This is a genomic window from Solwaraspora sp. WMMA2059, assembly GCF_027497315.1.
GTDB lineage: Bacteria > Actinomycetota > Actinomycetes > Mycobacteriales > Micromonosporaceae > Micromonospora_E.
Window position 1 is genome coordinate 1708182 of the sequence record NZ_CP114908.1, and the last position, 26073, is coordinate 1734254.

Below are 26073 nucleotides of genomic sequence, written 5' to 3' on the forward strand. Positions count from 1 at the left end.
CGTCACGCCGCAGGCCGTCACGTCGCCGGACGCGGTCGCAGCCGTAGCCGTAGCCGCAGTGGTGGCCGTTGCCGGGCCGCCGGCAGCCGACGCAACCAGCGGGCCGCCAGCACACCGGCACCCGGCAGGCTCGCCGTCAACGCCAGCAGGCCGTACACCACCGCCACGGTCAACCCGAGGCCCGCGCCGAGCCCGGCGGCGCCGAACGCCCACGCGGTCACCCCTTCCCGCGGCCCCCAGCCGCCGACGTTCAACGGCACCGCCATCGCCAACAACGCCAGCACCATCAACGGTGCCAGTTGGTGCAGCGGAGCCGTCGACCCGGCGGCGCGGGCCGCGACCAGGAAGGTGGCGAGGTGACCGGCCAGCGCGGCGACCGACAGCAACGCCACCCCGGGCCAGGTCCGTCGAGCCAGCAAACCGTTGCGCAGGTCGGCGACAGTCCGCCCCACCGCGCGGGTCCACCAGGACCTGCCGGACCCGGCGGCGTCCGCTCGACGGACCTGTGGCCGACGGCGGCGTACCGCCACGAACATCGCCACCACCAGCGCCGCCGCCGCGACCATGGCCACCGTCACCTGAGCCGCGGTGACCAGCCGCGCGGATGCCGGCACCGGCAGCGTCAGCAGCACCCCTGCGGCGACCGCGAACAGCACCAGCTGACCGGCGGTCCGCTCCAGCACCACCGCGCGTACCCCCCGGCCCACGTCGGCCACCTCACGGCCGTGCCGGACCGCGCGGTGCACGTCACCCAGCACCCCACCGGGCAGCGCGGCGTTGAGGAAGATCGCCCGGTAGTAGTCGGCGACCGCCCCGGCCAGCGGCAGCGCCAGCCCCATCCCCCGGGCGACCAGACACCACCGCCAAGCGCTGCAGACCGTGGTCAACAACCCGATCCCGACCGCGAGCAGCAGCACCCGCACGTCGATCACCCGCATCCCGTCCAGGAACGCGTTGGTGCCGAGCCGCCAGGCCAGCAGCCCGAGGATGGTTGCCCCACCCGTCAGTCGTAGCCAGGCCCAGACCTTGCCCTTCACCGTGCGTCACGGCCGGTGCCGGCCGTGCGCAGCGGGCTCTTCGCCCTGTGCATTACGTGCCCCCCTCGATGAGCCTCCGCCGACAGATACGCGGCGGTGCCGCCTCCGGTTCACCTGCCCGGCACCGGAAGGACGCTGAGTGGAACTCAGCCGGGCACGACCAACATGTCCCGGTGTTCCACGGTGACCCCCAGCTCACCGGCGGCGGCAGCGGCGAGCCGGCGGCGCCGGTAGCCCCCCGGCCGGGCGGCCAGCTCCGGCCGCTGCTCGTACGCCGCCGCGATCCAGCCGTCCAGCCACCGTTCGGTCAGCTCGGCCTGCTCCGGGCCGAGCCGCCACGGGCTGGGCCGCACCAGCACGGTTGCCCCGTGCCGGGTGAACGCCTCGGTCGCCGATTCCACCGCCGACGGGCCGAGCAGCGGCCGACCCGCGCTGTGCCGCCGCTGATGGTCGTTGAACGCGGCCGTCAGCTCCCCGTCGAGCGGTTCTGCGGGATCGAACCGTACGTCACCGACCACGGTCAGGGTCAGCAACGCCGGACAGGCGATCGCCCGGACGGTCGCCGCCAGCCGGTCCACCTCGTCGGCGGTGAGCAGGTCCAGCAGCGCCGAGGCGGTGACCAGGTCGGCGCCGGCCAGGTCGTCGACGGTGAGCGCGGTGACGTCGTCGCGGCGTACCGTCGCGGTGACCGGCGCGCCGTCGGACGCCGCCGGGGCCATCCGGGCCTCGGCATGGCGCAGCAGTTCGCGGTCGCGGTCGTGCAGCACCCAGTGCTGGGCACCGGGCAGTTGCGGGGCCAGCCAACGACCCATCGACCCGGTGCCGCAGCCGAGGTCGTGTACTTCGGTGCGGGCAGCGCCGGTGAGCAGCCGGCGTACCTCGGCGACCAGTTCCGCAGAGCGCGCCTTCGCGTCCGCGGGCTCCCGCAGCCCCAACCACGCCGGGCTGTAGCCGGCCGACTCAATCGTCTCCATGAAGTCTCCCTCCGCTGGGGCGGGGCGCCGCCGTCAGCGCCAACCCAGTTCGTGCAGTACCGCGCCGACCCTGGTGGCGGTGTCCGCCCAATCAGGCAGCCCGGCCCGGCGCGCGACGGCGGCCGCCCGCAACCGCTCCCGCTCGTCGCCGTCGGTCAGCCAGCGGCGTACCGCCGCACCGAGCGCCGCCGGGTCGTCGGGCGGTACCAGCCGGCCGGGGCGCTCACCCGCGTCGGTGCGACCGACCGCCTGCGGCACCCCGCCGACATCGCTGGCCAGTACCGGGATGCCGCAGGCCAGCGCCTCGGTGACTACCATGCCGTACGTCTCGGCGTGCGACGGCAGGATGAGCAGATCGGCGTCGGCGTAAGTGCCGGCCAACGTCGCCGCCGCCCGGGGCCCGGCCAGCGTGACGCGGTCCCCGAGCCGGTGGTACGCGATCCGCTGCCGGACCTGGTCGACGTACGCGGCGGCGGTCAGCGCTCCCACGCAGACACATTCCCAGCCCAGGTCGGTGACGGTGGCGAGCGCCTCGACGAGTACGTCGTGGCCCTTACGGGGGGTGACCGACGCGACGCAGAGCAGCCGTCGGCCGGCCGGGTCCCGGCTGGCCAGGGGTGCCGGTGCGACACCCGGGAGCGCCACCCGGATTCGGTCGGCGGACAGGCTGTGGCGGGTGGCGAGTTGGCGTGCCGTCGCGTCGCTGGTGGCGATCACCGCCGCCGCCGAGCCGAGCACCGCGCGTTCGGCCAGCTCCAGGGCGGCCGCCTCGGCCGGGTCCAGCCCGGTCTCGTCGGCCAGTGGCAGGTGGACCAGCACGGCCAGCCGTAGCCGGTCGGCGTGCGGTCCGACCACCTCGGGCACCCCGCAGGCGACCAGACCGTCGATCAGCACCACCGTGCCGTCGGCCAGGGTGGCGAGGAGGCCGGCGAGCGCGGCCCGGCTGGTCCGGTCCGGGCGCGGCCAGGCACCGGGGACAGCGATCTCCCGTACCGGTCGTCCGGTCGCGACCAGACCGGCGCAGACCTGCCGGTCGTAGGCGTTGCCACCACTGGGGGCGGTCGGGTCGTCCACATTGCCGGGCAGTACCACGACGACCATCGACGTCAGAGCGCCCGCTCGTAGCTCGCCCAGGCGATGTGCGACTCATGCAGGGTGACGCCGATTGCGGTCAGCCCACGGGCACCGGCACCGAGGTCGCCGGCGTGTACCCGGTCGGCCAGCCGGTCGGCGATCAACTTGGCCAGCCACTCGGTGGAGGTGTTGACCCCGGCGAACGCCGGCTCGTCGTCGAGGTTGCGGTAGTTCAACTCGGCCAGTACGGCCTTGAGCTGCTCGGTGGCCAGACCGATGTCGACGACGATGTTGTCGCTGTCGAGGTCGGTGCGCTTGAAGGTAGCGTCGACGACGAAGGTGGCCCCGTGCAGCCGTTGCGCCGGGCCGAACACGTCACCGGTGAAGCTGTGGGCGACCATGATGTGGTCACGTACGGTGACGCTGAACATTTCTCATCCTCCAGTCGGGGTAGCGGATCACGTGGCACAAAGCCGGCAACTCGCCGGCCGCGAGCAGGGGCAGCACTCCGGGCAGGTCGGTGAAATTGCTCTCGCCGGTCAGCAGCGTGTCGAACCTCTCGTCGGCGAGCAGGTCCAAGGCGAGAGCGAGCCGTCCGGCGTACCCGTGCCGCTCGCGCCGGGCCGGGGCGACCCGGCCGACCTGGCTGCTACGTACGGTCAACCGGCGGGAGTGGAAGTGTTCGCCGAGCGGCACGGTGACCGGGCGGTCGCCGTACCAGCTGAGGTCGACCACCGTGCCCTCGGCGGCGAGCAACTCCAGCGACCGGGTCAACCCGGCCGACGTGGCACTGGCGTGGAACACCAGGTCGCACCCGTCGGTGGCGGCGTCCGGGTGGGCGAAGCCGACGCCGAGCGCGGCGGCGGTCACGGCCCGTGCGGGGTCGATGTCGACCAGTTCGACCCGTACGCCGGGGAACCGGGCGGCGAGCGCGGCGACGGTGGCGCCGACCATGCCGGCGCCGACCACGGTGATCCGGTCACCGAGCAGGGGAGCGGCGTCCCACAGGGCGTTGACCGCGGTCTCCACCGTGCCGGCGAGCACGGCGCGGCGGGGCGGCACGCTGTCCGGGACCACGGTGACCGCGTCGGCCGGCACGACGTAGCGGGTCTGGTGCGGGTAGAGGCAGAAGACGGTACGCCCGACGAGCTCGGCTGGGCCCTGCTCGACCTGTCCGACGTTGAGGTAGCCGTACTTGACCGGTGCGGGGAAGTCGCCGTCCTGATAGGGGGCGCGCATCGCGGCGTACTGGCTGGGCGGCACCTCGCCCCGGAAGACCAGCGTCTCGGTGCCCCGGCTGAGCCCGGTGAACCGGGTCCGCACCAGGACCTCGCCGGGGCCGGGCGAATCGACCTCGACCGGCCGGATCTCGCCGGTGCCCGGGGTACGCAGCCAGAACGCATGATCGCGCAGCGTCATCTACCCGCTCCCCTCGTCTCTCGTCGGTGCCTCGCCTCGCTGGCCTCGGTAACGATAGCCCGGCGCGGATCATGACAGCTGGTGACCGGCCGCCCTGGTGAGTCCGCGCGCCGGTGGTCCGTAGCCGGGAAGTACTGCCGGGCCGGTCGGCTGGCCCGAACCTGCGGCCCTCGGTGTACCACCGAATCGACGCCGAGCGCTGGTGGACCGGTCACCCCTGCGGCCCGTTCTGCGGTACTGTGCCGTGTCGCTGTCCAGACCGACCGGTCCTGGACGACGAACCACCACATCGGTCACGGGGGACCGCGTGCCGATTGTCTATTTTGGAAGGTATACATGTCGCAGACCACGGCCGTACCGGCCACCGAGCAGAAGTCCTGGCTCGTCGCGCTGCTGCTCAGCTTCTTCCTCGGTGGGTTCGGAGCGCACCGGTTCTACGTTGGCAAGATCGGGACCGGCGTTCTGATGCTGGTCACCTTCGGTGGACTGGGCCTCTGGGCGCTGATCGACTTCATCGTCATCCTGATCGGCAAGTTCACCGACAAGCAGGGCCAGCCGCTGGCCAAGTGATCGGCGGAACCCGCAGGCTGGGGCGCTACCCGTACGGGTAGCGCCCCAGCCGCGTCACGAGACGTCGACGACGACCGCTCCGCCGCCGAGCGCGGTTGTGCTGGCGTTGGTCCGGCTGTCGTAGACGACCGTCCCGGTGGCCGCCTCCCGGATCCGGATCCAGAACCGGTCCTTGCCCTGCTCCCGCAGCGCCTCGTCGTTCAACCCGACCAGGTACTCGTAGTCGCCGGCGCCGTTGACCGTCCCCCGGCCGTTGAACCGCAACTGTGGACCGTCGACGACGTACCCACGGTGGCTGGTGGCGGCGAACTCCCACTCGCCGAGGCGCAACCGCAGCGCCACCGGACCTGGCCCGGTCGTCTCCGGGCCGGTGGCCGCGACGAACCCGAACTCGGCCCGCCCGGCCACCCGCGCGTCGGCGACGTACGCCCCGGCCGGTGAGGTGATCCAGCCGGAGCCGGCCACGTACCCGCCGTCGGTCCGGCGTACCGCCAGATACCCGCCGGCCAGAGTGTGCGCGGCATCCCGGTCGTCGATCACCGTGACCGTCGGCCGGTACACACCCGGTTCGGCGTACGTGTGCGCCGCGACGCAGGCCGACCCGTCGACCGTGCCGGCGTCGACGGTGCCGTCGCCCCAGACCAGCACGCACCGGTGCGTGTCGTCCGCGCCGGCGTCGGTGAACGTCGCGGTGACCCTGACCTCGGTGCCGGCGGCGACCGGCCCGGCCGCACCGGTGACGGCGATCACCGTCGGCGCGGTGTTGACCGGCCGGATCGGCTCGACGCTCTCCAGGGTCGGCACCACCGGGACGATGGAGCCGTCGGCGGCGAAGCGCAGCCGGTCGATGGTCGTCTCCCGGTGGGTGCCGTCCCCGTCCGGGATCGCGAACCGGTGGTACGCGACGTACCAGTCGTCGGTGCCGGGGATCCGTACCACCGAGTGGTGCCCGGTGCCCTTGACGCCCAACGACAGGTCCTTGCGCAGGATGACACCCTCCCGGGGACCCCACGGCCCGAGCGGCGAGTCACCGACGGCGTACGCCACCTGGTAGTCCTCGCTGCGGGTGTCGTTCTCCGACCACATGAAGTAGTAACGGCCGTCACGCTTGATCACGAAGGTGCCCTCGTTGTAGCCGTCCGGCCGGTAGGTGCGCACCGCGGTCGGGTCGAACGACACCATGTCGTCGTTCAGCGGCACCTGGTAGGAGGCGCCGTTGCCCCAGTACAGGTAGGACCGGCCGTCGTCGTCGGTGAACACCGCCGGGTCGATCATCTGGCCGGAGTACGTCCCGGCCGACACCAGCGGCTCGCCGAGCGCGTCGCGGAACGGCCCGGTCGGTGAGTCGGCGACCGCGACACCCAGGTGCTTGCCGGTGTCGCCGGTGGCCTTCCCGCCACTGAAGTAGAAGTACCACTTGCCGTCGCGTTCGGCGATCGTCGGCGCCCAGGCACTGTTGTCCGCCCAGTCGACGTCGGTCTCCAGGTCCAGGATGACCCCGTGGTCGGTCCAGTTCACCAGGTCCGCCGAGGAGAACACCGAGAACTTCGTGCCGCTCCAGCCGGCGAACCCGTCGGTGGTGGCGTAGAGGTAGAACCGGTCGCCGAACACCGCGATGTTCGGGTCGGCGTACAGGCCGGGCAGCACCGGCGAACGCATCAGCCGGGCCTCGACGGTCCAGGTCGCCGTGGAGCCGTCGGCGCCGGTGACCGTGTACGTCACCGGTGTGCTCAGGTCCCGTACGGTGCCCGATGCCGGCGCGACGGTGGCGCCGGGGGCCAGGGTGAGCTCCGGGGCCAGGGCGGTCAGGTCGGTGTCCGGCCGGACCGGCAGGATGATCCGTCGGGTGTCGGCGTCGATGATGGCGTCCACCTTGAGCTGCGCCACGGTGGCGCCGGTGATCGCCGCCGGGTCGCCGCCCAGGGCGTACACCTCGTCGGCGGTCAACGCCCGGTTGTAGATCCGGAAGTCGTCCACCTCCCCTGCGAAGTACGGGTCCGCGCCGTACAGCGAGCGTCCGATGTAGCCAGCGTAGTCGCGGGTCGGGTCGTGCAGGTCCGACGGGCGGACCGCTACGTCGGTGGCCCGGGCGATCTCGACCCCGTCGAGATACATGACGGCGGTACGGGTGGCCGAGTCGACGGTCACCGCGAGGTGCTTCCATTCGTCGCCGGTCAGCGCCGACGACGCCCGCAGCTGCTTCTCGGCCTGCCAACTGCCGGTGGTGATCGCTGAGAACAGCACCCCGCCGCCGCTGCGCGGCGTGCTGAACAGGTAGCGGTCGCTGTTTGGACCGAGTCCGTAGATCCACTGGTTGGCGGTGCTGGAGGCGTCCCATTTGACCCAGGTCGCCACGGTGGTGCTGGTGACCCCGGCGTACACCCCGTTGGGGATCGTCACGTACGGCGCGGTGGTCGAGCCGCTGCCGCCGCCGCTCATCTTGAACGAGCCGCCGTCGACGCCGGTGCCGAACGCCGGGGTCCGCTCGTAGCGGCCGTGCCGGCCCTGCCCGGACGAGTCGGTGGCGACACTGCCGCCGGCCTCGTCGAACTCGTAGTGCAGCAGCAGTCCGTCGGCCGGCGGCTCCGGCCCCGGGTCCGGTCCGTACGCGGCGAGCAGCGCGTCGTACTCGGCCCGGGTGACCGGCAGTACGGTGCCGTGCCGGGGCCTGGCCGGCAGCGCGTAGTCGCTCGACGGCGTCCATACCCCGGAGGCGAGGTCGGTGGTCTCGAACGGGAGGTAGCCGCGCCCACCGAACTCGTCGATGAACAGGTACCACTTCTCCTCGGTGTTCGACTTGAAGATGGTGGGTCCTTCACCCTGGGACATCACGCCCTGGCCGATGCAGTCGGCCAGGAAGTCCCAGCCGGTGTCGCGCAGTGACGTCGACGTCTCGGCCAGGATGAACTTGCTGCACGGCGTCGACGACGAGTTGTTGCGTTCGTCCTTGGTGAACCGGTAGTAGACGCCGTCGTGGTCGATCACCGTCGAGTCGATGACCGAGTAGCCGGGGTCGACCCACACCTGCGGTTCGGAGAAGGTGTGGAAGTCGCGGGTGGTGGCGTACAGCATCTTGTTGTAGGTGTTCCCGGTGTGGTCCGGGTCGTCGGCCGCGTACAGCTTGGACGCCCAAAAGACGACGTACGCGCCGATCGTCGGGTCGTAGTACGCCTCCGGCGCCCAGGTGTTGCCGGCGGTGTCGGGGGAGACCTGCACGAGGCGCTGGTCGGTCCAGTCGACCAGGTCGGTGGATTCCCACACCATGATCGACCTGCTGCCGTGGCGCTGCGCGCCGTCCCAGTCGCCGTTGCCGTGGATCCGCAGGTCGGTGGCGATCTGGTAGAACTTGTCGCCGTCCGGGGAACGGATGATGAACGGGTCCCGCAGGCCCTGCTCGCCGAGCGTCGAGGTGAGCACCGGCCGGCCGTCGTTGAGCTGCTGCCAGCGCAGCGGGTCGTTGCCCTGGCTGAGGGCGAAGTAGACCTGCTCGCCGTCGGCGGTGCCCTCCCCGGTGAAGTAGCTGAACAGGTAGCCGGTGCGGTCGGCCGGAGCCGGCAGCGCCGGCACGGTGGCGGTGAACTCGCGGGTGGCGCTGGCCGCGTTGCGGGTGACGGTGGCGGTCAGGGTCACGGTGGTGCCGGCGGAGCCGGGCGCCGGTCGGTTGACCACGCCGTCGGTGGCGATCACCGCCGGGTCGTCCGACGCCCAGGCCACTGTGGTGCCGTCGGCGCCCGTCGTGGGCAGGGTCAGGTTGCCGCGGACGTCGTCGACGTCGTGCACGGTCAGCGCCGCGGCAGCGTCGTCGACGATCCGCGCGTCGTCGAATTCGGCCAGCACGGTCACCTCGAAGCTCCTGCTGTCGGTGACGGTGCTCCGGCGCAGGGTGGCGGTGAGCGTGGCCTGGGCGTCTGGTTCGCCGACTTCCGGTCGGGTCACCGTACCGTCGGTGGTGACCACCGCCGGGTCGCTGGAGGTCCAGTCGATGGCCGAGCCGCCCGGCCCGGTTGCCGGTAGCCGGAGGTCGGCGGTGATCCGGCTGGTGTCGCCGAGATCCAGCGCGGCCGCGTCGTGGGCGACGACCGCGGCGGCCGCGCGTTCACCGATCTGGGCGGCCTCGTCGGCGGTGACCGCCCGGTCGTAGATGCGGAAGTCACGCACCCGGCCGGCGAGGTGGCGGTCGCCGGTGTAGACCGAGCGTCCGATGTAGTTGGCGGTGGTGGTGCCGTCTCCGATCGACGCCGGGGTGATGGTGACCGCGGTGTTGCGGCCGACCTCGACGCCGTCTTCGTAGAGCACTGCGGTGTTGCCGGTCTGGGTGTAGGTGAGGTTTTTCCAGACGCCCCGGGCGAGGTTGCGGGACGGGTTCGGTCGGGTGTTCTGCTCGGTGGACCAGTTGCCGCTGGCGATGGCGGCGCGGAACTGGTCGCCGGTGGCGAACAGGTATCCGTCGCCGGTGCCGCCGCTGGTGTTGCCCATCCCGAAGATGAAGTACGGGGTGACCTGGGCCGGGTCGATGAACACGTCCATCGCCACGGTGACCGAGTCGAGGTCGCGCAGCACGTGGTCGGGCAGGTCCACGTACGTGTCACTGCCGTTGAGGCCGAGCCCTTCGGCGCCGGACCAGGCGGCGGCACCGTGCACGGTGCCGTGCCGGTCGTTGCCGGACGTGTCGGTGGCGACGGTTCCGGCGGTGGCGTCCAGTTCGTACCAGAGGACGAGTCCGTCGGTCGGTCCGGCCGCGGTGGCGGTGGTCGGGCCGGCGGCCAGCAGGCTGGCGGTGAGGGCGAGGGCGGCGAGCGACGCCAGGGCTGTTCGTCGAGGTGGGGCGGTACGCGGTCGATCCCGCTGCGGCATGAGTGTCTCCTCCTGGGAGGCGTCCGGATTTGCGGTCTGAGCGTCGGTATCAGCAGTTGTTAGCGTTAACAACACCTGGCGGACGGTGGTCGGGTCAGAGTTCACCCGATTCGTCGCCGTGACTCGGCGGTTGCGAGAGTGTTAACCGGGGCGTACCCCGCCGTCAAGATGCCCATCGGCATGGCCCCTCCGCCTCGGGCAGCGGCGGACGGTAGGGTCGCGCGGCATGAGGACGGTCTACACGTCGGCGGACCCCGACACCTTCCACCACGCCCGGCAACGGCTGGTCGGCCGGGTCGGCAAGTGGGCGCGTCGGCAGCGGCGCACCGAGCTCGACCCGTTCGTGATCGAGACACTGCTGGAGTACCGGTGGAGTCACGGTGACGGTCTGCTCGGCCGGTGGCACCCCGACGACCTCACCGCCGCGCTGCTCGACGGGTTCCCCCGACACGTCACCATGCACCCGGACGACTGGGACGCCGTCGTGCCGAGCGTACGGGGATTCGTCGACTTCCTGTTCGACGAAGGGTTCGCCGACCGGCACTGCGCCGACCGGGACCTGCTGCACACCACGCTCGACGAGCTGGCCGGACCGGTCGCCGAGGCGCTGGCCGACGAGCGGCGCTACGGTCCGGCGAAGTACTGGACCACCCGGATGATGCGCGAAGGCGTCGATCCGACCGACAACGCGGCCGCCCAGGCGTTCATCGCCGACGTGCACGCCGGCCGGATCTCCGTCGACCAGGACCTGCTCAACCAAATCATGGCCAACCACCGGGCGGCATCCGACGGCGCGCAACGTCCACCGACCCTGCCGCTGGTGACCGTCCCGGACGACGCCGAGTTGCGCCCGGCAGCCGAAGCGTCGACGATCCTGCACCGGGTCCGGCAGTTCGTGGCCTGGGTGGGACCGGGTCGAACCCTGACCCCGAACGGCAACCTGCGGCTGGCCGACGCCCGGGAACTGGTCCCGCTGCTCGACACCGCAGACGTGATCGACCCGGCCATCGGTGACCGGGTGTTCAAGACCCGCAGCAGCGAGGAGCTGTACGGACTCTCGGTGGTCGTCGCCTGGGCTCGGGCCGCTCGCGTGGTCCGGATGGTCAAGGGACGGCTCGTGCCGGTCAAGAGCGCGGCGAAGCTGCTGACCGACCCGCTCGCCCTGGCCCACCGGCTGTACGCGACGCTGCCCGAGATCGGGGCGGCGGTGTGCGGTAGCGGCTGGCGTGAGTCGTTGATGCGGTGGCGGTTCGACGACGCCGTCGTCATCACGGCACTCACCCTCTACTCGTCCGCCGAACCGCTGCCAGTCCCGGCCCTGCGCGAGCTGCTGCACCAGGCGCTGGAGAAGTCGATGCTGGTGCCGTATGGCGGCACCGAGGAGCAGCAGCAGGCCTGGCGCCAGTCCGCCCACAACGACGCCGACCGGCTCTTCGCGCAGCTGGCCGACCTCGGCGCGGTCCGGCTCACCGACGACGACAGGATCAGCCTGACGCCGCTCGGTGCCATGCTGGTCGGGCACCACCTGCGCGAACAGGGCGTGGTGGTGCCGACCGTCGCGGACCTGCTGGACGAGACCGCCGAGGTGGTGGTGGCGGTCGCCGCCGACAGCGATCCGGACAGCGCCGCCCGGCTGCTGACCGCCTGGTGCGCCCACCAGCCGCAGAGCGGTCCCGCCGAGCTGCGGGCGCTCGCCCGGCGTACCGACGACCAGAAGCACCGGCGTCTCGCCCGGTCCCATACGGGGTAGCCGTCCCCGTCCGGCAGGTGGCGGGCGGCCTCTAGCATCCCGATCATGAGTTACCAACCGCCGGGGCCGCCACCACCGCCGTCACCCGCTGGGCCGAGCCGCGGCCGGCGGACGACCGTGATCATCATCGCTGTCGTGCTCGCCGTCGTCCTGCTCTGCTGCGTCGGCGTCGCAGGGGGTGGCTTCTGGCTGTACCGGACCGTGTCGGCGGCCACCGAGCCGGCCCGCGACGCTACCACCGCCCACTTCGACGCGCTGTCCGCCGGCGACTACGCCGGTGCCTACCAACGACTGTGTCAGGACCGCCGGGACGCCCTGTCCGAGACGGAGTACGTCCAGCAGGAGTCCGCCGCCGGGCAGATCGCCGGGTACGACATCATCGGCGTCAACGTGTCGACCACCAACGGGCGGACGTCCGGCGCCGTCACCGTCGAAGTCACCTACGACGGTGGCGCGCAGCGGCAGGAGACCGTCAGACTGGTCGAGGAGAACGGCGAATGGCGGGTCTGCCAATGACACCCGACCACCTGCCACGACCGTGACGGAGGGCGGAGCGGGATGATCGAGGCACTGCTGCCAGCCACGGCGGTCGCCCGCGAGGCGTTCGACGACAGCGTCCCGGTCACCCTGTTCCCCGAGGAGACGGCCGTGGTCGGCAACGCGGTGGACAAGCGCCGCCGCGAGTTCGGCACCGCTCGCCGCTGTGCCCACGAAGCTCTCGCCGAGCTGGGCTTCCCCGGCGTACCGGTGCCGTCCGGAGCGCGCCGCGAACCCCGCTGGCCGGCCGGGGTGGTCGGCAGCATCACCCACTGCGCCGGCTACCGCGCGGCGGTGGTGGCCCGGTCGGCCGACCTCACCGCGGTCGGCATCGACGCCGAACCGCACGAACCACTGCCCTCCGGAGTGCTGAACAGCATCACCGTGCCCGACGAACTCACCTGGCTGGCCGCCAGTCGGGACAGCCACCCGCAGGTGCACTGGGACCGGCTGCTGTTCTGCGCCAAGGAGGCCGTCTACAAGGCGTGGTATCCGCTGGCCGAAAGCTGGCTCGGCTTCGAGCAGGCGTACGTCGAGGCGACTCCCGGCCCGGGTGCCGCCGTGGCTCCCGGCCCCGGTGCCGCCGTCGACGGGGACTTCACCGCCCGGCTGCTGGTGCCCGGCCCGGCGCTGCCCGACGGCACGCCGTTGACCGGGTTCACCGGCCGGTGGCTGGCCCGCAACGGCCTGATCGTCGCCGCGATCAGCGTCCCGGCCGGCCCCGACGTCTGACCGACACACCGCCCCAGAACGCCAGCCCGTTGATGTGGATTCTCGGCCCACCAGGGCTGCCCAGCCCGGCGGCCCGCTGACCGAAGTCGCCCATCAGGCCGACACCGGAGATCGACACCTCGGCGTCGTCCGGCACCACGATCTCGATCCCGCCCATGATCGCCCAGGCCCGGATCCGGATCGCGTTCGCGTCGAACCGCGCCTCCCGCAGGTCGATCCGGCCGCCGCCCCAGAAGGCGAAGGCCCGCAGAATGCCCGGTGCCACCCACCGGCCACGCCGGTCGAAACCGCTCATCACCGCGACCGCCCACTGCGACGGACGCGACGGCGCCAGGCCGTGCTCGCCACGCCGGGCCACCGTGTCGGACACCGCACGGGGAATGTCCCGGGTCAGCGGCTCCAACTCCGCGTACGTCCGGGCGGCGTACACCCGGCCGAGTCGTTCGTCCAGCTCGGGCAGATCGATCCGGCCCTCGGCGGCCGCGGCCCGCAGCACCTCCGCCACCTGCTCGCGGTCGGCGTCGGAGGCCCGCAGCCCGTCAGGAGGCAGCCGGTCAGGAAGGTCGCTCACGCCCACAGGGTACCGAGCGTCGCCGGGTCCGTCGGATCGGTCAGGTAGTGGGCCAGCACCTCGGTGTGCAACGGGAACGCGAGCGTGACCGGCTCGGTCACCACCAGCCACTCGGTGGCCTCCTCGGTCGCCGCCGACACCGGCAACGCCTGCGCCGGTCGGGGCGGCAGCACCCCGAAGATCAGCAGGCTCGCACCGTTGGGCACGCTGCGTACGGCGTACAACTGCACCTGGTCGGACCGCCCGGCCAGGCCGGTCTCCTCGCGCAGCTCGCGGACCACCGCGGTGCGCCAGTCCTCGCCGTACTCGATGAAACCGCCCGGCAACGCCAGCTCGCCGCGTGCCGGCTCGATGTCGCGGCGCTGCACCACCACACCGATCCCCTGTGGAGTCGTCACCGGCACCACGGCGACCGCCACCGGTGTCGGATTACGCCAGACCTGCTGCCCACAGTGGTCACAGGACCGGGGCCAGCCGGCGTCGGCCGGGTAGCGGGCACCGCACGACGAACAGAACGAGTAGGGCACGCCAGTCACAGCGCCCGACGATACGCCGGCCGCCGGGCCGTGACCGCTGTCGCCTATCCGACCGCCGCCGGGCACCCGCCGCCGCACCCGGTCGGGGATTCTGACGGCAGCAAACCGTACGGGGAGGTGTGTCGATGCTGTTCAGCGGGGCGTGCCCGGTCCGGGAGACCGAGCGGGACTGGATCGACGAGTCACTGTCCTGGCTGATCCGCGAGTTCGGCGAGCCGGCTCTGCGCGGACCGGTGGTGCTGCCCACCGACGAGTTCTTCCCCGGTGCCTACCACGGCAGCCGGGCCGACGTGGCGGCGGTGCTGCACCGCGTCGCACGGCACATGGCCGTCGACCCGGACCGGGTCGAACTGGTCTTCGAGCCGGCCGACGACACCGAAGCCGCGCTACTGGCCAGCCTGCCGGCGTACGCGCAGGCCGCTTCCGGCGCGGCCGGGCACTACGTACGTCGGGGCGGCCGGGGCGTGATCACCATCGCCGGGGCGCAGGCCCGCCAGCCGATGGCGCTGGTCGCCACCATCGCCCACGAGCTGGCCCACGAACGCCTGATCGGCGAGGGCCGGCACCGCCCCGACGCCGCCGACCACGAGCCGCTCACCGACCTCACCACTGTCTTTTTCGGACTCGGCATCTTCACCGCCAACGCCGCCTTCGACTACCGGGGCCGGGCCGGCGGCTGGCAGTCGAGCCGGCTCGGCTATCTCACCGAGCCGATGTACGGCTACGCGCTGGGCCGGTACGCCTGGCTGCGCGACGACCTGCCGCCCCGCTGGGCCCGGCAGCTGGACACCAACCCGCGCAGCTACCTGCGCCGGTCGCTGCGCTACCTGGACCGGCGGCGCTAGCTGCGTCACCTGGACCGGCGGCGGTAACCTGCGGCGATGCGGCACACCCTGGAGCCGAACACCCGGACCCTGCACGGCTACTTCTCACCCGACTATCCGCCGGTGCTCACCATCGACCCCGGCGACACGGTCACCTTCCGTACCCTGGACTGCTGGTGGTCGGCCGGGCCGTACGCCGGCGGGCTGCACGACCAGCGGCGCCGGGTGCCGGCGTACCGGCCGGGGTTCGGCCATGCGCTGGTCGGGCCGGTCGCGGTGCGCGGTGCCCGGCCCGGGACGACCCTGTCGGTACGGATCGACGAGGTGCTGCCGGCCGAGTGGGGCACCACGTTGGCCGGCAGCGCGTTGACCCCGCACAGCGAGCGGTACGGGATCGCCGGCACCGAGACGGTGCACACCTGGCAGCTGGACCCGGCCGCCGGCACCGGACGCAACCAGCTCGGCCACACCGTGACGTTGCGGCCGTTCCTCGGGGTGCTCGGCATGCCGCCGGCGCAGCCCGGCGAGCATTCGACGATCCCGCCCCGGCGCTGCGGCGGCAACCTGGACTGCAAGGACCTGGTCGCCGGCAGCACCCTGCTGCTGCCGGTCACGGTCGACGGCGCGCTGTTCTCCGTCGGCGACGGCCACGCCGCCCAGGGCGACGGCGAGATCTGCGGTACGGCGATCGAATGCCTGATGGACCGGGTCCAGCTCACCTTCGATCTGGTCGACGACCGGCCGCTGACCGGCCCGGTGGCCCGGGTCGACGGTGCCTGGCTGACCCTCGGCCTGGGCGACACCCTCGACACTGCGGCCGCCGACGCGCTCGACGCGATGATCACCCTGATGTCCCGCCGGCACGGGCTGTCCCGGGGCGACGCGGTCGCCCTGGCCAGCGTCGTCGTCGACGTACGGGTGACGCAGATCGTCAACGGCGTCGTCGGCGTGCACGCCCGGCTCGCCGACGACGCACTCCGCTGACGGGGCCGGTGCCGTTCAACTCTGCGCCGGTGCGTCCGGTGCCGGTCGACGGTGCGCGGCCAGTGCCCGCAGCGTCAGCAGGCCGCCGACGCCGGGCAGCAGACTGAGTAGCCGGGTCGATGTCGGCGCGGCCGGCTGCTGCGCGGTGGCGACGACCACCAGCAGGTACGCCGCCCCGTGGGTCGGGCCGAGCAGCGACGACACGGCCGACCAGTGCACCGTGGCCAGGTTGGCCAGCATCACGATCAGAGTGGTGATCTCGACTCCGGCGGCGATCCGCAACAGCCGCAGACTGCCTGACATCCTCACACCCCGGTCGTCGAGCCGGGACGGACGGTCATCAGCACCGTGACCGTCGCCCAGAGCAGGTTGAACACCCCGGTGTACGCCGCCAGCCGCTGTGGCGCGGTGGTCGGTGTACTCGCGGTCGCTGCCCCTGTTGCGGTCGCCGTCGGCTCCGGCTGGGTGCCGGGAGCGTCGATCCCGGTCAGCAGCATCTGCTGGCGGGGCAGGACCCGTAGCACCAGCAGCGCGGCGGCGATCGCGGTGAGCGCGATCGACACGAGCAGCCAGGTGTCGGTGAGCACCCCGAGGCTGGTGGCGGTGGCCAGACCGAAGACCGGCACGACGATCCCGACGGCGGCGTACACCCGGCAGATTCGGTGCAGCGTGCGCAGGGTCGTGTGGGCGGCGGCGTCGCGTGGGTCGGCGATCGCCCGCCGGGCGGCGGCCGGGAACATGCTGGCTGCGACGGTCACCGGGCCGATCGCCACGATCGCTGCGAGCACATGTACGGAGAGCAGAAATTTCGTCACGACGCGACGGTATGGGTGGTTTCGTGACGCGAGGAGTGGCAGGAAGGACACAGGTCAACGGATTCTCGCCACCGTCGGCGTACCGTCGTCGACGTGCACCGGATCGCGATCCTCGCCCTCGACGGGGTCATCCCGTTCGACCTGTCCACCCCGATCGAGGTGTTCGGCCGGCTGCGGCTGCCCGACGGCCGGGCCGCGTACCAGGTGGTGGTCTGCGCGGCCACCGCCGAGGTGGACGCCGGCGCGTTCACCCTGCGACCCGCCGCCGACCTGACCGCGCTGGCCACCGCCGACACGGTGATTGTCCCCGGCTGCGCCGATTTGTCGGCCCCGGTGCCGCAGCCGGTGCAGGCCGCGCTGCGTGCCACCGCCGACGCCGGCACCCGGATCGCCTCGATCTGCTCCGGCGCGTTCGTCCTGGCCGCCGCCGGCCTGCTCGACGGGCGACCGGCCACCACCCACTGGCGCGCCGCCGCCGACCTGGCCGCCCGCTACCCGGCCGTCCGGGTCCACCCGGACGTGCTCTACGTCGACGACGGGCAGATCCTCACCTCCGCCGGGGCCGCCGCCGGCCTCGACCTCTGCCTGCATCTGGTCCGCCGCGACCACGGCTCGGCGGCGGCGGCCGACGCCGCCCGGCTGTCGGTGATGCCGCTGGAACGCAGCGGCGGGCAGGCCCAGTTCATCCCCGCCCAGGCACCGCCGGCACCGCCCGAGCCGGCGATCGAACCGCTGCTGAACTGGCTGCGTGAGCAGGCGGCCGAACCGTTGACGTTGGCCCGGATCGCCGACCGGGCCGGCATGAGCCCTCGAACCCTGCACCGACGCTTCCGGGAACACACCGGCGTCCCGCCGCTGCGCTGGTTACAGGAGGCCCGGATCCGGCAGGCCCAGCATCTGCTGGAAGCCACCGACGACGGGGTCGAACAGATCAGCCGCCGGGTCGGCTTCGGTTCACCGACCGCGTTCCGGGAGAGCTTCAAACGGATCGTCGGCACCAGCCCGTACGCCTACCGGGGCGCATTCCGCCGGCCCGGCGACGAACGGAGTCAGCCGACTGGTGCGCGGCGTCAACTGGGTGGTAGCAGTGACGGGCGGCGGCGGGCGGCCAGGTCCTCGACCCAGCCGAAAGCCAGCACCACGACGACCAGCAGCACGGTGCCGACGCCGAGGATGGCCGCCTTACCGGCGTAGAGACCGGTCAGAGTGAGGAGCCCACTGGCGGCGTACAGCACCGGCAGGTGCCAGATGTAGATGGTCACCGCCCGAGCGTTGACCATGCGGATCAGCCGGGCCAGCCACGGCACCTGCGTGAGCCAGTCCAGCCGGGGCCGGGCCCGCATCAGTAGCAGCACCACCGCCCACCCCCACACCAGCGCGCCGAGCCGGTCGTCCTCGCCCCGCTCGGCCAGCCACATCATCGCGCCGATCGCCAGCGTGCCGACGCCGAGCGCGTACCACCTCAGCGGCACCCGATCCAGCAGCCCGGTGTGCCGGGCGAAGCCGACCAGCCAGCAGGTGCCGTACGCGGCGGTGGACCAGAACACGTCGGTGACCGGGTTCATCTGCAGGTCGACCAGCGGCGAAGCGAACAGCACGGCGAACGCGGACAGCGTCAGCAGCGCGCCGACCGGCCAGCGCCGGAACGCCCACCACAGCAGCGGGGAGAGCAGCACCAGCCAGAGGTAGGCGCGGATGTACCACAGCCCGAGCGAGAACGGCCCGCCCCACTCACTGGACGGCGGGTTGCGCAGCGGCACCACCCACCAGGTCACGTCCAGCAGGCTGGGCCGCCAGCCGACCAGGACCATCAGCGGTACGGCGACCGCAGCGAGCGCCCACAGCGGTGGCAGCAGCCGGCGCAGCCGCGAGCCGACCACCCGCAGCGGCGTACCTCGGTCCAGCGACACGGCCGTGAGGTAGCCGGCCAGCGCGAACATCACCGGCATCGCCGGGAACGCCAGCGGCAGCCAGGTCAGCCACAGGGTGTGCAGCAGGTAGACCCGCACGATCGCCAACGCCCGCAGCGCATCGATGTACGGGCTGCGCTCGCGTGTCGGGCGCGGCGAGGTTACCTGGGTAGGCGCCTCCTGCTCGCTGTTACGCAGGGGCGGGCTGACACGCATGGAGGCCGAAACTATCCGGGGTAGCTGGGTGTTCCCGCAACGTACGGTTGCGGTGCAGCAACGAGCTGGTTAATGGCCGGTGGCGTCTCGTGCCGTACCGACAACCGGCGGTGCGGGGCGGCGTCGATGGATCGCCGCCCCGCACCAGCTACCCCGGACAACTCACCGGGTACGACCTACCGCTGCCGCACCGTCAAGCCCACGGGCACCGTCAACACCGGGTACGGGGTCTGCGCCCGCAGTGCCAGCGTGGCGGTGTACCGGCCGGGCCCGTCGACCCCGGTCGCGGCGTTGGCGGTGAACCGCAGCGTGACGGCCTTCGACGCGCCCGGCGCCAACGTGAAGCTGGCCGGGCGTACCCGCAGCCAGGGCACCTCGGCCGGCGGTGTGCAGCCGTCCGCCCCGGACCACTGAGAGATCGACGGCACGGCCGCCCACTGCGGCGACATGCCGCCGATCGCCAGCCCACCGCAGGCGCCGGCACCCCGGGACGCGGCCTGCCCGGTCGGGGCCAGCTCCTGCCAGGCGTCGGCCACCGGGTCGTACCCGATGGTGTGATCGGTGATCTCCCCGCCGGAGAGCATGCCGCCGGCCAGCACCAGGCGGCCGGCGGCCACCGAGTACGCCGCGCCGGTCACGTGCTCCGGCATGGCCGCGCGGGCCGACCAGCGGTCGGTGTCCGGGTCGTAGGCGAGGGTGTCGGCGTAGTCGCCGTCGTGGCTGTACCCGCCCGCGCAGTAGATCCGCTGGTCGATCGCGCCGCAGGCATGCCACGCCACCTCGTGCGGGTAGTCGGCGCGGGCCCGGAACGTGCCGGTCGCCGGGTCGAACGCGAGCACGTCGGCCGACGCCCGGCACAGGTCGTCCCGGCAGCCGCCGACCAGGTAGATCAGCCCTTCGACGACCACCGCCGCGGCCGCCGCCCGGGGGGCGGGGTTGGTCACCCCGGCGAGCGTGCGCCACACCCCGGTCGCCGGGTCGTACACGTCGACCGCCGACTGCGGCCGGAACTCGGTGTCCCAGCCGCCGAACACGTACACCTCGCCGTCGACCGCCGCCACCGCCGGCTTGCCCCGGTCCCGGGGCAGGTCCGGCAGCCGCTGCCAGGAGTCGGCGACCAGGTCGTAGGCCCACGCCTGCCGGGTGGTGCCCAGGTGGGTGCCGCCGCCGATCGAGTAGACGATGTTGTCGAGCACCACGGCGGCGTTGTCGGACAACCCGTCCGGCGCGTCGGCCAGCCGCTGCCACGGCGGCTGCCCGGACAGCGGCGGCGTGGCCGACGCGGCGGGCCGCTGCAGCACCGTCACCGTCACCGGTGCGGTCCCGGTGTTGCGGACGGTGACTTCGGCGCTGCCGCTGCCGCCGGCCGTCAGTTCCGCCGCGACCGGTGCGCCGGAGACTGCCAGCTGTCCACTGCGCAGGTCGAAGTCGACCCGCCGGGCACCGCCGGCGATCACCGACGCGGTCCGCTTCCGCTGCTGGTACGGGGCCGCCTCGGCAACGAACGACCGCTGCTGCCCGGCCCCTCCGGCGAAGAACCAGTAGAACCCGTCCGGCACCGTAGAATCGGCCGGGGTGGCCGCCGACGTGCCGTACTCGTCCGGGCGCTGCGGGTCGGCGACCCGTGCCCCGACCACCGGCGTCCCGGTGTTCGCGTCGCTGGTGAACCCGGCGATCAGCCCGCCGTCGACCGGCGTGCAGGTCCGGTCGACGATCGCCACGTCGTCGACCTGCCACCACCAGCTGTACCCGCCCTGGTAACGGAACCGGACCTGCACCTGGTCGGCACCGGCCACCGGGGCCAGCGGAATCTCCACCAGCTGCGGCCCGCGTACGCTCTCGGTCACCTGAGAGACGTTGACCCATTCGGTGCCGTCGGTCGACACGTCGATCGCGGCGACGTCGCCGTTGCCGGCGATCCACGCGTCGGTGCGGAACCGCAGCACCGGTGCCGCGATCTGCGAGATGTCGATCATCGGCGTGTGCAGCAGGGTGTCCTGGCTGCGGCCGACGCCGTGGCCGTCGCTGTCGACGATGGCGAACCCGCCGCTGCCGCCGGTCAGGTTGCCCCGCTGGTGGTGGTCGGTGAAGGTCCAGCCGCCGCCGTCGGTGCGGTCCACGACCGTCCAGCCGGCCGGCTCGGTGGCGAAGTCGGTGGCGAAGACCGTAGCGCCGGTGTCGGCCGTGTAGCCGGGGGCGGTGCAGGCGATGTGCGCCGCCACCACCAGGTTCGCCCTCCGGGCCTGGCCGCCGACCGCCACCTCGGTGGTCACCGTCCGGTAGCCGGGGTACAGCGGGGTCACCGTCAGCTGGTACGTGCCGTGCCGGGGCACCTGGAGGGCGTACCGGCCGCTGGTCGGGTCGGTGAAGACAGGGTGGCCGGGCCGACCGGCGATGTCGATCCGCGCGTACAACGGCCAACCCTGCCCGGAGCCGTCGGTGACCCGACCGGAGAGGGTGACCAGCGGCACCGCGTCGAGGGCGACGTCCAGGACCACCGGTGCGGTGCCGACCGTCACCGTCAGCGTCCGGGTGGCCCAGCCGAACCCGGAGACGGTGAGGGTGTGCGTGCCGGCCGGCAGGTACGTCGCGTACCCGCCGGTGGGTCCGGTCTGCACACTGCGCCCGGCGACCGTCACGGTCACCCCGGCGACCGGGGAGCCGTCCGCCGCGTCGGTCACCGTGCCGGTCAGCCGGCCGGTCTGCGCGCGGGGTGACTGCGCCACCGCCTGGTACGCGTCCAGCCGGCCCTCGCCGGCCAGGTTGTTGTCCGCCACCGTGCCGCCGCATTCGGTGGCGTCGACGTCGATCGCGGTACGGTCCAGCAACGCGACCGTCGCGTCGTAGTCGTTGCGCAGCGCCGGCGCGGCCGACCACAGCAGCGCGATCGTGCCGGCGACGTGTGGCGCCGCCATCGAGGTGCCGTCGGCGGTGCCGTACTGGCTGCCCGGGAGTGCCGAGACGGTGCCGACCCCGGGGGCGGCGATGTCCGGCGTGATGTGGCCGTCCACCCCGGACACGCCCCGGCTGGAGAAGTCGGCGATCGTGCCGTCGACGTCGTGCGCGCCGACGGTGTAGACGCTCGGGTAGTCGCCGGGGGAGCTGGCGGTGTTGCACGCCGGCCCCTCGTTGCCGGTGGAGAAGACCGGGAAGATTCCGGCCGCCCGCCACGCGGTGATCACCTGCTCGTACCAGGGGTCGGCCTGGCCGCCGCCCCACGAGTTGTTCACGATGTCCGGTCGCAGGTCGGGGCGTGGGTTCTCGCCGTTGCGGTCGGTCGGCGCCAGCACCCACTGGCCGGCGGCCAGCAGCGCCGGGTCGGAGCAGTTGCGGGACTCGCAGCCCTTCGCCGCGATCCACCGCGCCCCCGGCGCCACCCCGATCCGGGTACCGGCGCCGTCGTCACCGACCATCGTGCCCACGGTGTGGCTGCCGTGCCCCTGGTTGTCGCAGGGCGTCGCGTCCGGGCACACCCCGGACGGGTCGAACCAGTTGTAGTCGTGGTCGAAGGTGCCGTCACCGAGGCTCCCCCGGTAGCTGGCGACCAGCGCCGGATGGTCGAACTGGACTCCGGTGTCGATGCTGGCAATCACCACGGTGTCGCCGCGTACGCCGAACTCCGACCAGACCCGGGGCGCGCCGATCTGCTCCACCCCCCACGTGGTCTGCGGGTCGTCGGCGACGGACGGCTGCGTGACCGGCTCGATCAGCTCGTGGCTGCGCAGCGGCTCCACCCGCGCCACCTCCGGCCGGGCGGCGATCGCGTCGACCAGCGCCCGGTCCCCGGTGACCTGCACCGCGTTGGCGATCCAGAAGCTGGTGTACGGCACCTTGCGCCGGGTCAGGTCGGCGGTCAGCCCCTGTTGGCTGCGCTCGGCGACCTCGGTCAACCGCTCGTACGCGACGGTGGAGCGCCGGGCCCGGTCGCTGATCCGGGCTGCGGTGTCCAGGGTGGCCGTCTCCCGCAGGTAGACCATGAAGCTGGTGGTGCCGTCGGCGGCGAGGTCGGCCAGCAGTTCGGCACTGACCGCCGCCGGGGCGTCGCCGTTGCCGCCGACCGGGGCCGCCGACGCGGCAGGGGCGGCCGTGGTGGCGGCGGTGACGCCGAACACGACCGCCAGCGTCGCGGCGACGTACCGGACGATCGCGGCGGCGTACCGGATACCCGCTGGTGGCGGGCCGGTCCGTCCAGGTGGATGGATCATCGTTCTCCTCACAGTGGTGACAGGCGGATCCCGCCTGCCGGCCATGCTCGGGGTCCCGAGGACCAGGTGAAAGCACCAAGGTGGGCAATTGCCGGACAATACCGGGACAGCGACTGGTGCTGGGAGGGCTCCCACCAGGCCGTTGACGTCGGGCCTTTCAGCAGGTTGGCTGGCCCGGGAACACACTGGGGGAGATGCGGTGACGGGTGGCGAGGTGCCGTTGGTGGTGTGCGTGTCCACCGACCCGGCGGTACGCGAGCGGTTGGTGTCCCGGGTCGACGACCTCGGCGCCGTACTGGTCGTCAACAACCTCACCGAGCTGCGGACCATGCTGCTGTCGACGGCGGTGGCCGATGAATTGGCGGTGGCCGACGGGCCGACCCACCTCGGTGACCTGCTGCTCGATCCGCTCTCCACCGAGGTCACCTGGCGCGGCGAGGCGCTGGCGCTCACCCCGTTGGAGCGGGCGACGCTGCTGCGGCTGGCCAGCCCACCGCTGCGGCTGTGGACGTATCGGCAGTTGTTCGAGGCGGTCTGGAGCGGCGCCTATCTGGACGACCGGGCCGCGCTGCACGCCACCGTGAAGCGACTGCGGCGCAAGCTCGCCGCGCTGCCGAACGGGCCACGGGTACGCACCGTCCGAGGGGCCGGCTACCACCTGGTGTCCGGCTGAACGGCGTCCTGCGTCTCAGCCTGGCATCGGTACGTGACGCCCGCCCGTCGGTAGTGTGCAGAGCGGCTCTCCGGAGGCGATGTCGTCGAGCGCGTCGTGGAGTTCGGCGATGCGGCGCTCCGCTTCGGTGACGAGCGCCCGGGTGAGCTGCTGCCAGTCGGCCTCGGTGGGTTTGGCCGGCAGGGCGGCGAACAGCGCGACGATCTCCTGCACGCTGAGCCCGACCCGTTGCGCCACCCGGCAGATCCGCACCACACAGGGGGCGAACTCGTCGTACCGGCGCTGGTTGCCGCTGGTACGGACCGAGGTGAGCAGTCCCTGGCGTTCGTAGAACCGGATGGCCGAGGTGGCGACTCCGCTGGCTGCCGCGACCTCACCCACGCTCAGGGTCGCCGGGGCGGCGGTGGCGTTGGACATGGATACATCGTCGCTTGACTTGAACTATTGTTCAAGTTCTACCGTCAGCGGCATGGAAACGGACAACGTCGCCGGCCCGACCGGACCACTGCGGGTCGGCGTGATCGCCGGCAGCACCCGCCCGAACCGGCGGTCACCGGCCATCGCCCAGTGGGTGGCGTCGGACCGCAGCCAGCCGGAGCTCCGCCTGGAAGTGGTCGACCTGGCCACCGTCGACCTGCCGATGCTGGGCGAGCCGCTCGCGGCCGTATTCGGCAGCTACGAGCACGACACCACGCGCCGCTGGGCCGCCGCGATCGCCAGCTACCACGCGTACGTCATGGTCGTCCCCGAGTACAACGCCTCCTTCCCTGGCGTACTGAAAAACGCCCTCGACCACCTGTACGCCGAGTGGAACGACAAGCCGGTGGCCTTCGTCGGCTACGGGATCTCCGGCGGCGGCCGCGCCGTGGCGCAGCTGCGCCAGGTGGCCGAGGAGCTGCGGATGCGCCCAGTGGGAACGTCGCTGCACCTCTCACCGCACCAGGTCGTCGACGGGCGGTACGCGGCCAGGGCTGGAGACGTCGAGACCCGCGCCCGCATGCTGGCCGAGCTGGCCGGGGCGCTCGACGTCACCCGCGCGCCCGCCGCCGACGGGAGCGTCCGATGAGCGCCGACGCTCCGGCGGCGGTCCTCGACTGGCTGTCCACCCACGCCCGACCGATGCGACCGTACGGCGACACCCCGTGGCGGGACGTCGTGACCGACCTCGCCGACGCCCTTCTGCCGAGCCGGGCAGACCACGATGTGCATGCCGCGCCGACGGTCATCGGATTCGCGCCGACGACCCGGGAAAGCGCCGAGGTCAGCGAGCTGCAGGCCGACCTGCTCCAGGCGTTGGTGACCCGAGGCGTGCGTACCGTCGTCATCCAGGACACCACCGAGATCGGTGCACGGCTCGACCGGTGGGCCAGGACCGGGGAGACGTCAGATACCGGTCCCGAGGCGATCCTGGCCGACGCATGGGGGCCGTGGCGCACCGAGTCGCTGCGCCACGCGCTGCTCTGGTTGCGCGCCCACAACGCCAACCACCCGGCCGATCCCGTGGAGATTCGTGGGATCGTCCGCCCCACTGCGGTGCCCGCCGACTACGACCGGGTCCTCGCCCTGACAGCGGGCACCCGCGACCACGAGCGGATATCGGTGCTCCTGGCGACGATCCGGGTCGCCGCGCACATCTCGGGACGGGCTACCGCTGCCTGCTGACCACCTTCGGGTCCGGCCGCATCCGGGACCTGCGCCTGCCGGCACCCCGCCCCGGCAGCCTGGACCAGACGCTCGACCATGTCGCGGCCAGGCTGGGCGCGGGGTACGCGGTCGACCTGACCGCCGCCCCGAAACCCGACGCGGTCGGGCAGTGGCTGGCCGGCCGGCACGCCGTACGAGTCATCTCGGGCATGTACCACCCCGATGAGGACGAACGGCACTACTTCGCGCTCGACGACCTCGGCGGATCCGTGGAAGTCCTGCTGCACTTGCCGACCGTCAGCCCGGTCAGGTACATCGAGCATCCAGAGCCGGACGTACATGCCGGGTGACACGCCGGCAGCCATCGCCGGACTCCTCCGTACGGTGAAGCAGCACCGACGTGAGCGATAATGGCGGCATGGCACAAGCGCGGGTGCTGTACGAGGATGGCCGGCCGTACACCGTGCCGGACTCGCTGGAGGAGCTGGCCGGACCAACCGGGGGTGTGGTCGAGCTGCCGTTGCGCCTGGACTGGTCTGAGCAGGGCCGTTACGACCTGTCCGACGATCGCCAGCGCAACCTTATGTACGAGCGGGTGATCCGGGAGTCGATGCGGGTCGAGGATCTCCGCGCCTTCGTCCATGGTCCGACCCTGGCCAGGGTGTGGCGCCAGCTGTGGCTGCCAACCAAGGTCCGGACGCTGTGGGAGTCTCGTTTCCCGAATCTCCCCAGGGCAGCATGAGCCGTG

24 protein-coding genes and 1 pseudogene are annotated in these 26073 nt (G+C 72.4%); 12 read left to right on the top strand and 13 right to left on the bottom strand.

Annotated elements, in window-relative coordinates; translation table 11 throughout:
* Nucleotides 1-17: 17 nt before the first annotated feature.
* From O7553_RS07775 to O7553_RS07795, 5 genes are all read right to left on the bottom strand, one after another.
* Nucleotides 18-1037 carry a lysylphosphatidylglycerol synthase transmembrane domain-containing protein gene (locus O7553_RS07775; protein ID WP_281554139.1) on the bottom strand — a complete coding sequence of 340 codons (1020 nt, stop codon included), beginning with the start codon at nucleotides 1035-1037 and terminating at the stop codon, nucleotides 18-20.
* Between the two features lie 146 nt (nucleotides 1038-1183).
* Nucleotides 1184-2011, bottom strand: a complete 828-nt coding sequence (locus tag O7553_RS07780) for a class I SAM-dependent methyltransferase (RefSeq protein ID WP_281554140.1) — start codon at nucleotides 2009-2011, stop codon at nucleotides 1184-1186.
* A 33-nt stretch (nucleotides 2012-2044) separates the two neighbouring features.
* The gene (locus tag O7553_RS07785; protein ID WP_281554141.1) at nucleotides 2045-3112 is read right to left on the bottom strand and encodes a glycosyltransferase family 4 protein; all 1068 of its coding nucleotides are present in this window, start codon (nucleotides 3110-3112) and stop codon (nucleotides 2045-2047) included.
* 5 nt (nucleotides 3113-3117) lie between these two features.
* Complete coding sequence (locus tag O7553_RS07790; RefSeq protein WP_281554142.1) at nucleotides 3118-3516, bottom strand: 6-carboxytetrahydropterin synthase; 399 nt, start codon at nucleotides 3514-3516, stop codon at nucleotides 3118-3120.
* Nucleotides 3494-4504 (bottom strand): zinc-binding alcohol dehydrogenase, encoded by a 1011-nt coding sequence (locus tag O7553_RS07795; protein ID WP_281554143.1) that lies wholly within the window; start codon nucleotides 4502-4504, stop codon nucleotides 3494-3496. Before O7553_RS07795 ends, O7553_RS07790 begins: the two co-directional genes overlap by 23 nt.
* Before the next feature lie 336 nt (nucleotides 4505-4840).
* Here O7553_RS07795 and O7553_RS07800 point away from each other — a divergent pair, with 336 nt between their 5' ends.
* The gene (locus tag O7553_RS07800; protein ID WP_281554144.1) at nucleotides 4841-5074 is read left to right on the top strand and encodes a TM2 domain-containing protein; all 234 of its coding nucleotides are present in this window, start codon (nucleotides 4841-4843) and stop codon (nucleotides 5072-5074) included.
* 54 nt (nucleotides 5075-5128) lie between these two features.
* On the opposite strand, the gene O7553_RS07805 is transcribed toward O7553_RS07800, so the two are convergent.
* Nucleotides 5129-9928 (bottom strand): family 43 glycosylhydrolase, encoded by a 4800-nt coding sequence (locus O7553_RS07805; RefSeq protein ID WP_281554145.1) that lies wholly within the window; start codon nucleotides 9926-9928, stop codon nucleotides 5129-5131.
* Nucleotides 9929-10154: 226 nt separating this feature from the next.
* On the opposite strand from O7553_RS07805, the gene O7553_RS07810 reads away from it, so the two are divergent.
* Genes O7553_RS07810 through O7553_RS07820 form a run of 3 tightly spaced genes read left to right on the top strand, consistent with a single transcriptional unit; the run spans nucleotide 10155 to nucleotide 12947 of the window.
* Nucleotides 10155-11678, top strand: a complete 1524-nt coding sequence (locus O7553_RS07810) for a hypothetical protein (RefSeq protein ID WP_281554146.1) — start codon at nucleotides 10155-10157, stop codon at nucleotides 11676-11678.
* A gap of 45 nt (nucleotides 11679-11723) precedes the next feature.
* Nucleotides 11724-12194 carry a DUF4878 domain-containing protein gene (locus O7553_RS07815; protein WP_281554147.1) on the top strand — a complete coding sequence of 157 codons (471 nt, stop codon included), beginning with the start codon at nucleotides 11724-11726 and terminating at the stop codon, nucleotides 12192-12194.
* 42 nt (nucleotides 12195-12236) lie between these two features.
* Nucleotides 12237-12947 (top strand): 4'-phosphopantetheinyl transferase superfamily protein, encoded by a 711-nt coding sequence (locus O7553_RS07820; protein WP_281554148.1) that lies wholly within the window; start codon nucleotides 12237-12239, stop codon nucleotides 12945-12947.
* Here the strand turns inward: O7553_RS07820 and O7553_RS07825 are convergent.
* A complete protein-coding gene (locus O7553_RS07825) occupies nucleotides 12919-13518 on the bottom strand; it encodes a DUF1707 domain-containing protein (protein WP_281554149.1) in 600 nt (199 codons plus the stop codon). The genes O7553_RS07820 and O7553_RS07825 overlap by 29 nt on opposite strands.
* Nucleotides 13515-14054: an NUDIX domain-containing protein gene (locus O7553_RS07830; protein WP_281554150.1), complete on the bottom strand. Its 540-nt coding sequence runs from the start codon at nucleotides 14052-14054 to the stop codon at nucleotides 13515-13517. The genes O7553_RS07825 and O7553_RS07830 overlap by 4 nt, the downstream gene beginning before the upstream one ends.
* A 125-nt stretch (nucleotides 14055-14179) precedes the next feature.
* Here O7553_RS07830 and O7553_RS07835 point away from each other — a divergent pair, with 125 nt between their 5' ends.
* Together O7553_RS07835 and O7553_RS07840 are read left to right on the top strand one after the other, a co-directional pair.
* On the top strand, nucleotides 14180-14899 hold the full coding sequence (locus O7553_RS07835; RefSeq protein WP_281554151.1) for a hypothetical protein: 720 nt from the start codon (nucleotides 14180-14182) through the stop codon (nucleotides 14897-14899).
* A gap of 36 nt (nucleotides 14900-14935) precedes the next feature.
* Nucleotides 14936-15862: an acetamidase/formamidase family protein gene (locus O7553_RS07840; protein WP_281554152.1), complete on the top strand. Its 927-nt coding sequence runs from the start codon at nucleotides 14936-14938 to the stop codon at nucleotides 15860-15862.
* A gap of 15 nt (nucleotides 15863-15877) precedes the next feature.
* On the opposite strand, the gene O7553_RS07845 is transcribed toward O7553_RS07840, so the two are convergent.
* On the bottom strand, nucleotides 15878-16165 hold the full coding sequence (locus O7553_RS07845) for a DUF3817 domain-containing protein (RefSeq protein ID WP_281554153.1): 288 nt from the start codon (nucleotides 16163-16165) through the stop codon (nucleotides 15878-15880).
* 2 nt (nucleotides 16166-16167) lie between these two features.
* The gene (locus O7553_RS07850; protein ID WP_281554154.1) at nucleotides 16168-16677 is read right to left on the bottom strand and encodes a hypothetical protein; all 510 of its coding nucleotides are present in this window, start codon (nucleotides 16675-16677) and stop codon (nucleotides 16168-16170) included.
* Nucleotides 16678-16770: 93 nt separating this feature from the next.
* Here O7553_RS07850 and O7553_RS07855 point away from each other — a divergent pair, with 93 nt between their 5' ends.
* Nucleotides 16771-17871, top strand: a complete 1101-nt coding sequence (locus O7553_RS07855) for a helix-turn-helix domain-containing protein (RefSeq protein ID WP_348651192.1) — start codon at nucleotides 16771-16773, stop codon at nucleotides 17869-17871.
* 2 nt (nucleotides 17872-17873) lie between these two features.
* Here O7553_RS07855 and O7553_RS07860 read toward each other — a convergent pair.
* Together O7553_RS07860 and O7553_RS07865 are read right to left on the bottom strand one after the other, a co-directional pair.
* Nucleotides 17874-18803 (bottom strand): annotated as a pseudogene (locus O7553_RS07860) (acyltransferase); the annotation flags it as partial.
* Between the two features lie 176 nt (nucleotides 18804-18979).
* Nucleotides 18980-23008, bottom strand: coding sequence for a S8 family serine peptidase (locus O7553_RS07865; RefSeq protein WP_281554156.1), 4029 nt, complete (start codon nucleotides 23006-23008; stop codon nucleotides 18980-18982).
* Nucleotides 23009-23207: 199 nt separating this feature from the next.
* Between O7553_RS07865 and O7553_RS07870 the strand changes: the two genes are divergently transcribed.
* Complete coding sequence (locus tag O7553_RS07870) at nucleotides 23208-23681, top strand: winged helix-turn-helix domain-containing protein (RefSeq protein WP_281554157.1); 474 nt, start codon at nucleotides 23208-23210, stop codon at nucleotides 23679-23681.
* A gap of 15 nt (nucleotides 23682-23696) precedes the next feature.
* On the opposite strand, the gene O7553_RS07875 is transcribed toward O7553_RS07870, so the two are convergent.
* Nucleotides 23697-24098, bottom strand: coding sequence for a MerR family DNA-binding transcriptional regulator (locus O7553_RS07875; RefSeq protein WP_281554158.1), 402 nt, complete (start codon nucleotides 24096-24098; stop codon nucleotides 23697-23699).
* Nucleotides 24099-24150: 52 nt separating this feature from the next.
* Between O7553_RS07875 and O7553_RS07880 the strand changes: the two genes are divergently transcribed.
* From O7553_RS07880 to O7553_RS07895, 4 genes are all read left to right on the top strand, one after another.
* Entirely contained in the window at nucleotides 24151-24747 is a 597-nt protein-coding gene (locus O7553_RS07880; RefSeq protein ID WP_281554159.1) for an NAD(P)H-dependent oxidoreductase, read from the top strand.
* The gene (locus tag O7553_RS07885) at nucleotides 24744-25343 is read left to right on the top strand and encodes an erythromycin esterase family protein (protein WP_281554160.1); all 600 of its coding nucleotides are present in this window, start codon (nucleotides 24744-24746) and stop codon (nucleotides 25341-25343) included. Before O7553_RS07880 ends, O7553_RS07885 begins: the two co-directional genes overlap by 4 nt.
* Nucleotides 25344-25534: 191 nt before the next feature.
* Entirely contained in the window at nucleotides 25535-25675 is a 141-nt protein-coding gene (locus O7553_RS07890; RefSeq protein ID WP_281554161.1) for a hypothetical protein, read from the top strand.
* Between the two features lie 68 nt (nucleotides 25676-25743).
* Nucleotides 25744-26067 (top strand): hypothetical protein, encoded by a 324-nt coding sequence (locus O7553_RS07895; RefSeq protein ID WP_281554162.1) that lies wholly within the window; start codon nucleotides 25744-25746, stop codon nucleotides 26065-26067.
* Nucleotides 26068-26073: the final 6 nt, after the last annotated feature.